The 10195-nt window shown below is 35.1% G+C and carries 9 protein-coding genes and 1 pseudogene; 2 read left to right on the top strand and 8 right to left on the bottom strand.

Annotated elements, in window-relative coordinates; all coding sequences use genetic code 11:
• Both LLA01S_RS12765 and LLA01S_RS10990 read left to right on the top strand, forming a co-directional pair.
• Positions 1–292, top strand: a pseudogene (locus LLA01S_RS12765) (hypothetical protein); the annotation flags it as partial.
• 233 nt (positions 293–525) lie between these two features.
• On the top strand, positions 526–1080 hold the full coding sequence (locus tag LLA01S_RS10990) for a recombinase family protein (protein WP_003132846.1): 555 nt from the start codon (positions 526–528) through the stop codon (positions 1078–1080).
• 349 nt (positions 1081–1429) lie between these two features.
• On the opposite strand, the gene LLA01S_RS10985 is transcribed toward LLA01S_RS10990, so the two are convergent.
• The 8 genes from LLA01S_RS10985 to oppD form a co-directional block, all read right to left on the bottom strand.
• Positions 1430–1651: a hypothetical protein gene (locus LLA01S_RS10985; protein ID WP_003132844.1), complete on the bottom strand. Its 222-nt coding sequence runs from the start codon at positions 1649–1651 to the stop codon at positions 1430–1432.
• Between the two features lie 34 nt (positions 1652–1685).
• Positions 1686–1982, bottom strand: a complete 297-nt coding sequence (locus tag LLA01S_RS10980; RefSeq protein ID WP_003132842.1) for a BRCT domain-containing protein — start codon at positions 1980–1982, stop codon at positions 1686–1688.
• Positions 1983–2228: 246 nt separating this feature from the next.
• Positions 2229–4112, bottom strand: coding sequence for an endopeptidase PepO (gene pepO, locus LLA01S_RS10975; RefSeq protein ID WP_011669109.1), 1884 nt, complete (start codon positions 4110–4112; stop codon positions 2229–2231).
• A gap of 124 nt (positions 4113–4236) precedes the next feature.
• Entirely contained in the window at positions 4237–6039 is a 1803-nt protein-coding gene (locus tag LLA01S_RS10970) for an oligopeptide ABC transporter substrate-binding protein (protein WP_061778313.1), read from the bottom strand.
• A 109-nt stretch (positions 6040–6148) separates the two neighbouring features.
• A complete protein-coding gene (oppC, locus tag LLA01S_RS10965) occupies positions 6149–7033 on the bottom strand; it encodes a murein tripeptide/oligopeptide ABC transporter permease OppC (RefSeq protein ID WP_011669111.1) in 885 nt (294 codons plus the stop codon).
• Positions 7034–7042: 9 nt separating this feature from the next.
• Positions 7043–8002: a murein tripeptide/oligopeptide ABC transporter permease OppB gene (oppB, locus tag LLA01S_RS10960; protein WP_010906163.1), complete on the bottom strand. Its 960-nt coding sequence runs from the start codon at positions 8000–8002 to the stop codon at positions 7043–7045.
• Positions 7983–8942: a murein tripeptide/oligopeptide ABC transporter ATP-binding protein OppF gene (gene oppF, locus LLA01S_RS10955; protein ID WP_010906164.1), complete on the bottom strand. Its 960-nt coding sequence runs from the start codon at positions 8940–8942 to the stop codon at positions 7983–7985. Before oppF ends, oppB begins: the two co-directional genes overlap by 20 nt.
• Complete coding sequence (oppD, locus tag LLA01S_RS10950; RefSeq protein WP_011669112.1) at positions 8939–9955, bottom strand: murein tripeptide/oligopeptide ABC transporter ATP-binding protein OppD; 1017 nt, start codon at positions 9953–9955, stop codon at positions 8939–8941. Before oppD ends, oppF begins: the two co-directional genes overlap by 4 nt.
• Positions 9956–10195 lie beyond the last annotated feature (240 nt).

Genomic DNA, 10195 nt, shown 5'->3' with positions numbered 1-10195 from the left:
TTTTAGGATACCAGGTTGGTGGGGAATTGGTATTATCTTAATCTTATTAGTTATCACAACAATAATATTCATAATTGAGCGTAAACGAATGCCATTTCTGATTACTATTTATGTCTTAATTATAATTGATGCGATACTTGGAATTGGTAGTCGAATTCCGATCCTCGATGATTTACTAACACAACCAATATCAAAATCAACGGCATTATGGGTTATAATAATTGGCGGACCTATTGTTGCAATTGTATGTGGGGTCGGAACTTACTACTATATCATGAGAAATGAAGATTAAAGTTGAAACAAAAAAACAGATTGTTTTAAAATGTAAATCTGTTTTTGTTTGGGCTGATTTTATCACACCAATTCTATGTTCAGAAAATGGTCATTTTCTGGACACTCTTCTTTTGTTATAAAACTCTCAAAATCATTTACATTTCTCGTTCATTAACCCGTAATTTATTCTATGTTCATTTATATATATATTTTTAAGTTATGATACAATAAATTAGAACAAAGGAGAATAAAATGAATATCGGATATGCACGAGTTTCAACTGGACTTCAAAATTTGGATTTACAAAAAGATAGTCTTAAAAAATATGATTGTGAGAAAATATTTACTGACCATCTGTCAGGAAGTAAAAAAGATCGACCTGGTTTAAAATCCGCCATCGAATTTTCTCGTTCTGGAGATACAATTGTTGTTTGGCGGTTAGATCGATTAGGAAGAAATATGGAGGACTTAATTAGCATAGTTAATTCACTTAATGATAAAGGAGTAAGCTTCCATAGCTTGCAAGAAAATATTACAATGGATAAATCAAGTTCGACTGGACAATTGATGTTTCATTTGTTTGCGGCTTTTGCGGAATTTGAGCGAAATCTTATTTTGGAGCGTTCTGCCGCTGGTAGAGAAGCTGCACGTGCAAGAGGACGACTTGGAGGAAGACCTGAGAAATTTTCGGAGCAAGACGTAAAGCTTCTTAAAACCTTGGTAGAAAGTGGTACGCCGATTAAGTCGATTGCGGATTCTTGGGGAGTGTCAAGAACAACGATTTATAGATATATTAATAAGTTTTAGAATAAACTAAAAAACCAGCTCACAACTATTAAGGTGCAAGCTGGTTTAATTTTTTTACTTTGGTATAATTAGTAACTCATACTAATTTTACAATCTTCGATAAGATATTGACTGATATTTCTAACAAAAGATTTCAAGCGTTCCTTTTTGTTATGTAAATCTAACGCTGGTTGATTTTCCCAATTTTCTGCAATTACATATTGAGTACTGTCTTGGACAACGAACTGAACCAACTTTGCAATAGGTTGCTTTCAGTGAATCTTGGGCGAAACGAATATGAATTCTCTCCAAGGTCAATAAGTTAAGCAAGATACAAAAAGCTTATCATTATGATAAACTTTTTACGTTTTCAGTTTAAGTATTGCATATTTTCAACTCGTTTTTCCGACCATTTGTGGCATACTTTTAACAATTCTACTTTTTGTTCTTCATTCAATTGCTCGAAGTAAGCTCGTGGGTCATTGGGGACATGATTGGGGATAACTCCCATCAGATATCCTGGTGGAAGTTGGAAGTATTGGGACAAAACTAAAGCAATTTTATTAGCAATAGCTTTTCCTAAAGTTTTCATAATTCCTCCTCTATCAATAATATAACAAGCATAATTATAACCCTTTTGAGAGAAGTTGAAAAGTTTGAGCTAAAAATTCGATAAATTCTTTTTCAGTCATTATCATTATTCGTTGTCCTTTTCGTTTAGATTGCTTAGCCTCTGATATTTTATGCGAATGATGATAGCCTTTTATTAAATCAATCGGAAAATTGCCTGTGACTAGTCTAGTCGTTTTTTTAGTCACAGCGTTCTGATTATGCCCTTTTAAACCTATAATGATTGATTGTGCTTGTTTTCTTGTCATCGTTGTAAGGGTGCCAGTAAATACAAAATATTCATTCTCTAGCATTAAACCACCTCTGCTGTTTTTCTGAATGGACTCGATGATCAACTTATTTGACCTTCTAGGAATCCAATTATATCAGAAAATAAATATAAACCTTTGAAGTATACTCTGGTATCCTAACCGTGCTAGCAATAACTCTTTTTATAATATATCAAAAAGTGGAAAAAGCACTCATAACTTTGTGGTTATAGGTGCTTTTTCTAAATTATTTGACTCAATTTAAATATATCATTAATATAAATTCAATGATTACCAAATTTTAAGACGATTTTCTGGTGCACGATACATCTTATCTGTTTCTTTAACATCAAAAGTATCGTAAAATTCTTCGAGATTTGTTGGAGGAATATTTGCACGAAGTTTAGCGGGTGCATGAAAATCCATTGACAAAAGCATTTGTTGGAATTCTTTACTTGCTTTCATGCGCCAAATCTTAGCCCACTGACTAAAGAAAGCTTTCAAATCAACGTCTTTCTCATCTTTAGCTGCTGTCAGTGCCGCTGTAATTCCTCCTTGGTCAGCAATATTTTCTGACACAATGAGTTTTCCGTTTGCTGGACCAGCTTCGGTTTCTACGCCGTCAAAGAGTGCAATCATTTCTTTTTGCTTTTCTTCAAAAGCTTCATAATCTTCATCTAACCACCATTTGTTCAAATTTCCTTCTTTATCGAATTGGGCACCGTTGTTATCAAAAGCGTGAGAAATTTCGTGAGCAATAACTGTGCCGATTCCACCGTAATTTTGTGATGAAGATTGTTCAAGAGAGTAAAAAGGAGCTTGCAAAATTGCTGCTGGAAAAACAATTGTATTACTATCAGGACTATAATAAGCATTGACCATATGAGCAGGCATATGCCAGCTTGTTTTATCAACATCTTCTGAGAATTTTTCAAAAGTTCGAGCAGTCAAAATTTCATCGAATTTAAGGGCATCTTCATAGAGAGAGCCAGAAGTTGTTTTTAAACGACTATAAATTTCAGGCAATTTATCTGGGAAACCAATGAAAGGAGTAATAGCATCCAATTTTTCAATGGCTTTTTCAGCTGTTTCTTGACTGAGCCACTCATTTTTAGACAAACGTGCTTGGTAAACTTTAATCATTGCAGTGACCATCCGTTTGACATCGGCCTTACCAGCTTCACCAAAATATTTTTTACCATAGAATAAACCAATCACTTGGCTAAAATAAGACTCAGTCAAATCAAGTTGATGTTTTTCTTGACTTCTTGCTTCTTGAACATTTGAAAGGAAACGTCCATAAGCTCCACCAAGAATTCTAAGGTCTTCATTGAAGAAAGAAGTAGCGCCACGTGCAATTTTAGTCAGCATCCAAGCTTTAATGAGTGACCAATTTTCTTCATTGATAAGTGAATCAAATGATTCATAAAAACGATCTTCGTAAACAATGACTTTATCAGGCTCAGTTTTTACTAAATCTTTAATTAAAGATTTTAAATCCAGGTTTTTAACTTTACTGACAAAGCTGTCAGTAGAAATTGGATGATAAAGTTCAGCATATTTTGCCCACTCTTCAGAAGTATTTGCTGATGGAACTAAAAGAGCATCGAATTTAAGGGCAGACTTTGCAATCTCTTCTGCATTTTCAACATCAAATGTCTTTAAAATTTCGCTTGTATTTTTAGCCCAAAAATCAAGTAATTCTTTTTTTCTAGGGTGTTCATCATTATAATAAGTGGTATCAGGTAAAATCAAGCCCGGACCAGAGAATCCAAGAGAATAGTGAATAGCATCTTTCATATCAGGTTCAACACTAAAAGAAAATGGAAGAGGAGCCTGTGAATGGAAAACGAGTTGAGTCAAATTATTTTTAAAATCTTCAAAAGTATTTAAAGTTTCAACTTTAGCAAGTTCATTTTTTACGGCAGAAAAATCCGCTTTTTCTCTTGCTTGCCAATCTCCTGCTTTATTATAAAATTTGATTGCTTCAAGCAACTCTGGATTATCAGTAGGTAGGTTTTGTGATAAATCAGCTAAATCTTTAGCCAAATTTTTCTCATTTTTTAGTACTAATTCATCAAAAGCTGAAATTCTTGGTTTGTCAGCAGGAATTTCTGCATTTTCTAACCATTCAGCATTAACAGTAGCGAATAAATCATCTTGAATCCTTGTCATATCAAACTCCTTTTTTAATAAAAGAAGCTCAAATCATAAATTTGAACTTCTGTGACTTTAGAATTGCGAAAACTAAAGTGAGGGTATTTTTACAAAAAAACTTGTAAACAAAAGTTAAGTAAAACTATTTGGTGGCCAACTTAGCAGAAGAAACACCAATTTCTGACCAAGTATCCATTGCACCATAATCAAGCGTCATTCCAACTACACGTTTGTTAACCGGCGTATAACTTAACGAGAAGTTTGTTGGAACAACATAAGCTTTTTTATTCATATCTTCTTGATATTTAACGAAAGCTGCTTTACGGTAAGTTGGATTTTCAGACTTGGCAGAATCAATATCATTTAAATCCTTAGTAATTTCTGAATCATTAAAGTGACCAAAGTTATAAGGTGCTGCTGCTGAGAACAAATCTTGTTGAGAAGGTTCTGATGCCAATGACCAAGAACCGTCAGTGATATCCCAGTCATTTGCTCCTGGAGGAGTCGTCATATGGTCGACCCAAGAATTAAATTCCATCAATTTACCGTTATAAAGACTCACTTTTACCCCAATTTTCTTCCATTGTTGGATATAGTTTTGGGCAATGGTTTCAGCGTTTGCATCACCTACACGAGCCGCATAAACAAGCGATAATTCTTTTCCATCTTTTTCACGGTAGCCTGTAGATTTATTCAATTTCCATCCGTCTTCATCCAAAAGTTTATTAGCTTTATCAAGATCTTGTTTTTCATATCCTTTAACTGATGAACTCGTAAATTGTTTAAAGATAGGTGGAATCAAACTATTTGCAGGAGTTGAAAGTCCGTTTGAGAACTTATTATCCACTTCTGCGACATTTCGAGCATAACCAATGGCTTGACGAACATTTTGGTCTTGCAATGGCGTTTTACGATCTTGGACATTAATTGAATTTTTAGCATCATAGTGCCCTAAGTTATAGTACATTAAGGAAATAGCCATCGCTTGTTGTCCTAAAACCTTGTATCCCTTTAAGTTTTTCACTTGCTTATACTGGCTACTAACCATGCCGTTAATAAAATCATATTTACTTGATGAAAGTGCTGCGACTGATTTTGCTGTTGATACAACTTCATAAGTAATTGAATTTAGTTTTGGTTTTTTACCCCAATAGTAAGGATTTGGGACATATTTAATAGATTCACCAGCAACAACATTTTCCGGTTTAAAAGGCCCTGTAACTAATGGTTTCGTTGTCGTTTTTGGACTAGAAGCCAAGTCTTTAGGAGCAACATCTTTCAAATATTGATAAGGCGCTACCGTTTCAAGGAAGTAACCATTTCCGGATTGTGTCATCCCCGGTTTCATTTCTTTAAATTGAACCTTGATGACTTTTCCATTTTCACCATCAGGGAAAGTAATCCCTGAGATTGTTTTAGCTTTACCCGCATGATAATCACTCAAGCCAACAATATTTGCCAGAGAATCAGTCCAACGGTCGGAACCATAAGCAGGATTAGCAATCGTTTCATAGGTAAATTCATAATCTTTAGCCGTTACTTCTGAACCATCAGACCATTTCAAATCTTTACGAAGGGTAATCGTTGCCGTTTTAGACTCTTTATCTAGAGCAACATCGGCAGCTCCTCCCTTAATAAATTTGAATCCACTGTCTGTGAAGAACAAACCATCTTGACCTCCACCAGGACCAGACATTGTAGCAAAAGTTGCATCATTATAAAGTCCCGATAACCATTGTGCTTTCATTGGAGAATCACTTTGATATGCGACTTTTAAATTTCCACCTTTGATTGCCTTGTCTGGATTTTGATAAGCAACGTCAAAGTTCCCCGCTTTTAATTTTTTTGTACTTGTACTTGAGCTTTGATTAGAACCACAAGCACTTAGGAGTGTAGCTGCTAAAACTACACTACTTGCCAATAAAGTTACTTTTAATTTGTTCATCTTAGTTTCTCCAATAATTTCTTTTTATTTCTTGCTTGCTTCAATATAATATTTAATTTATCATATCCATTTTTAATAGATAAACATTTTTATCACTATTGAATGTTGTTTATCTTGTAGCTTGTCTTTGGTCAGCCACTCGTCTTAGTGCATTTCCGATAAAGATAATAGCAAGCACCACAATTAGGATGACCACTGTTGCTGGAACCCAAGTCCAAGGCTTATCAGTCATTGTTTCTGGATTAGTCGCTTCATTTATCATTGTTCCCAAAGATGGTGTCCCCGCTGGAAGTCCAAAACCTAAGAAAGAAAGCCCTGTTTCTAAACCAATATTTCCAGCAAAAACAAGCGTTGCTTCAGCAATGACTAAGGTGGACAAGTTGGGCCATATTTCCCGAAACATAATTTTAAAATCAGAGGTTCCCGAAGTTTTTGATGCTTGAACATAATCTCGATTGACTTCCGTCATTGTTCTTGCCCGAATCAGACGCGTTGTCCCTATCCAACTAAAGATACTGATAATCCCAATCAAAGACCAAGAATTAAACCGTGGGATGATAGTTACAAAAACAATAATGATCATCATTGATGGTAAAATCATGACAAAATCAGTGAAACGCATGAAGATTAAATCAAACCTTCCGCCAAAGTAGCCCGTAATTACCCCTAAGATATTTCCTACAACTAAAGTAATGAGTGTAACTGCAAAAGCGATATTGAAAGAGTTTCGTGCAGAAATCATTAACATCATGATAATATCTCGTCCACCATTATCAGTTCCTAGTAAATGTCCAGTCGTCAGCGGTGCCAGATATTGGTCCATGATATTCACATCAACATAATTTGATTGTTTTAAAAACATCGAGTAAATATAAACGATTAGAAAGACAGCAACTAGAAAAATTGTTGAAATCATCGCTAATTTATCTTTTTTTAGTTCTTCTTTGATTGAGTGAACTAATGATAAAGAATTTTTGTGTTTTTTTTCTGTCATTTTCACTCCTTATTGAATCCGAATTCGTGGGTCAACCATTGCCATGATAATATCCGACAGGAGGGCTCCAAGAAGTCCCAAAAAACCATTTAATAAAATCAAAGCCGTAATCATTGAATAATCTCGCCCACTGATTGAAGTAATAAAAAGTTGTCCTAAGCCAGGATAGCCGAAAATTGTTTCAGCAAAGATTGCTCCTCCCAAGAGTCCAGTAATCACAAATCCAAAATTAGAAGCAATTGGTAATGAGGCATTTCTCAAAATATGACGTCTAAAAATCACTTTTTCCTTAACCCCTTTGGCTCGAGCCGTTCGTACATAATCTTGTGTTTGTTCATCTAAAATTCCTGAGCGGAAGTAAGTAAAGATTCCAACTGTTCCAAAGACCGCCAAACTAAAAGCCGGAAGAATCATGTGATAAATCTTACTAAAGAAAACAGGAATTATTCCCATCGCATCTGGACTTACCGTCCCACCTGTCGGAAACCAATTAAGACTATAACCAAAGATAAAGATAATCAAGAGATAGAATACGTAAGGTGGAATACCAAAAGTAATTGAATTATAGGTCAACCACAATTGGTCTTGCCATTTTCCTTCATTTCGAGCTGCAACTATCGACATCGGAATAGCAAATAAGTAAGTTAAAATAACTGACAAAAGTGACATCCAAAAAGTATTAATCGCTCTATGTCCAATGACAGTCATCACAGGCTCTTTGAGATTATAGGACATTCCTAAATTCCCATGTATGGCATTCCCTAGCCACCTGAGATACTGCTCCCACCAAGGGTCATATAAACCTGCTGCCCGTCTTAATGCTTCAACTTCATGTGGGTCGGTATGAGGACCAATCAACCCTGAAAAAGGATCACCAGGCATCAATTTAGCAAAGAAGAAAACAAGAATACTCAAGATAAATAATTGAGGGATCATCAATAAAATACGTCTAATAATTACTTTCCACATTTTCCCCTCCTTTTGGCAAAGCAGCCCAATGACTTTCACTTAATTTTTTTAAGGGCAAAGCGTGTCCATCTTTGTCATAAAAATTTGCTTTTTTATCCTCAAAGTCTTGTTCAACTTTTAGACGGTTTTTCCGATTTTCCGCTCTTCTTGTAACATCAATCGAAGGGATAGCAGATAAGAGTCGTTTAGTATAAATGTGCTGTGGCTCATCAAAAATATCTCTTCGTGTTCCTTTTTCGACAATTCGACCGTTGTGCATGACTGCAATATTATCAGTCATATGGCGGACAACCCCTAAATCATGAGAAATAAAAAGAAATGCAATTCCCAAGTCCTTTTGAATGAGCTTCATGAAATTCAAAACCTGAGCTTGAACAGATAAGTCTAATGCTGAAACTGGTTCATCTGCCACAATTAACTTAGGATTAGTAGCAACTGCCCGTGCGATTCCAATTCTTTGTTGTTGACCTCCAGAAAATTGGAAAGGATACTGTTCTAAAGCTTGTTTAGGTAGTCCAACAATATCCAATAATTCATGAATCCGTTTATTTTCCGTATTAGCATCTATTTTTTCAAAATTTCGAATAGGCTCCGCAATGATATCGTAAATTGTTTTCCGTGGATTCAAACTCGAAAATGCATCTTGAAAAATCATTTGAACATCTTTATTGTATTTGAGCTGGTTTCTTATCTTTTTTTTGCTGACATCTTGTCCTTTGTAAATCAATTGTCCTGATGTCATTTGTTCTAAACCAACAATTGTTTTGCCAATCGTTGATTTTCCAGAGCCAGATTCACCAACTAAACCGACAGTTTCTCCTTCATGAATCGTTAAATCTACTCCATCAACGGCTAAAACATTATCTGTCACTCGATTAAAGAAACCAGATCGAATAGGATAATAAACTTTTAAGTCCTTTAAATTAAGAATTTCGCTCACTTTTTACCCCCTTTCAATTTTTGATCTGGAAATTCAAATTTTTTCCAAGCCTGACCTCGAACAAAATGATTTGAAGAAATTTCAGTCATTTTTTCCGAAATTACTTTTTGAGCTTCTTCTTTCATCCAAGGCACTCGAGCGAGAAATAAATCTTTGTCATACTCAATTTCTGACAGAGAAGGCACAGACCCTGGAATCACATATAAATCATCCGAAACTGTTTCGGCAGATGGATTTGAACGCAAAAGTGACCGGGTGTATGGATGTTTGGGATTTTGAAAAAGCTCTTCAACAGAAGCTTTTTCGACGAGTTGTCCGGCATACATCACCGCCACTGTATCAGCAACTTCAGCAACAACTCCTAAATCATGAGTAATTAGAATAACCCCAGCATTCTTCTTCTTTTGTATTTCTAAAATCAAGTCTAAAATCTGAGCTTGAATGGTAACGTCTAAAGCAGTCGTTGGCTCATCAGCAATAATCAAATCTGGGTCATTGGCAATGGCTATTGCAATCATTACTCTTTGTCTCATCCCGCCTGAAAGTTGGTGAGGAAATTGATTAACGACTCTTTTAGGATTTGGAATTCCTACTTGTTCTAAAAGTTGAAAGATTCTACTTTCATACTGATTTTCTGGATAAACATCATGCACGGCCAACATTTCCTTGATTTGCTGCCCAATTTTCATCAATGGATTAAGCGCAGTGAGTGGATTTTGAAAAATCATTCCAACTTTACTTCCTCGAATACTTGCCATGGAGTCACCCGTTTTACCAATCACTTCTTCCTCATCCAATAAAATGGATCCTGTAATTTGAGTTTGATTTGGGTTGTGTAATCCCATAACAGCAGTTGCCAAAGTTGATTTCCCAGAACCTGATTCCCCAACAATGGCTAAAACTTCACCACGTCTAAGACTTAAATCAATATCATAAATTGCTTTTTGAAATTTACCAGCAATCCGAAAGGCAACACTCACTTGTTTTGCTTCCAAAATATTTTCACTTTCCATATTTACCTCAATGAAATCTTTCTAAATAGACTTAATAAAAGTATACTTCTTTTTCTGTATATTTGCAAAAAATTATCATTTTGGATATCTTCATGAATTTTCTGAACATTACGGGAAATGAAGGTAAAACAACAGTTTTGGAGGAAATAATAAAAGCAGTAATCATATTAAAAACTGCTTTTATTATACCCGAATTGCTAGTTAATTTCATTGGAAAATAAATAAGTCGTGCTATCGTAA

The sequence above is a fragment of the Lactococcus cremoris subsp. cremoris NBRC 100676 genome, assembly GCF_001591705.1.
GTDB classification, from domain to species: Bacteria; Bacillota; Bacilli; order Lactobacillales; family Streptococcaceae; genus Lactococcus; species Lactococcus cremoris.
Note: the sequence above shows the minus strand (reverse complement) of the source record. Positions and strands in the feature narration are given on the sequence as shown.

What these genes read in the sequence shown, in the direction of transcription:
- LLA01S_RS10970 (WP_061778313.1), bottom strand. Translation starts at nt 6,039, where the DNA reads ATGAACAAATTAAAAGTAACTTTATTGGCAAGTAGTGTAGTTTTAGCA.
- LLA01S_RS10990 (WP_003132846.1), top strand. Translation starts at nt 526, where the DNA reads ATGAATATCGGATATGCACGAGTTTCAACTGGACTTCAAAATTTGGAT.
- oppB (WP_010906163.1), bottom strand. Translation starts at nt 8,002, where the DNA reads ATGTGGAAAGTAATTATTAGACGTATTTTATTGATGATCCCTCAATTA.
- LLA01S_RS10985 (WP_003132844.1), bottom strand. Translation starts at nt 1,651, where the DNA reads ATGAAAACTTTAGGAAAAGCTATTGCTAATAAAATTGCTTTAGTTTTG.
- LLA01S_RS10980 (WP_003132842.1), bottom strand. Translation starts at nt 1,982, where the DNA reads ATGCTAGAGAATGAATATTTTGTATTTACTGGCACCCTTACAACGATG.
- pepO (WP_011669109.1), bottom strand. Translation starts at nt 4,112, where the DNA reads ATGACAAGGATTCAAGATGATTTATTCGCTACTGTTAATGCTGAATGG.
- oppD (WP_011669112.1), bottom strand. Translation starts at nt 9,955, where the DNA reads ATGGAAAGTGAAAATATTTTGGAAGCAAAACAAGTGAGTGTTGCCTTT.
- oppC (WP_011669111.1), bottom strand. Translation starts at nt 7,033, where the DNA reads ATGACAGAAAAAAAACACAAAAATTCTTTATCATTAGTTCACTCAATC.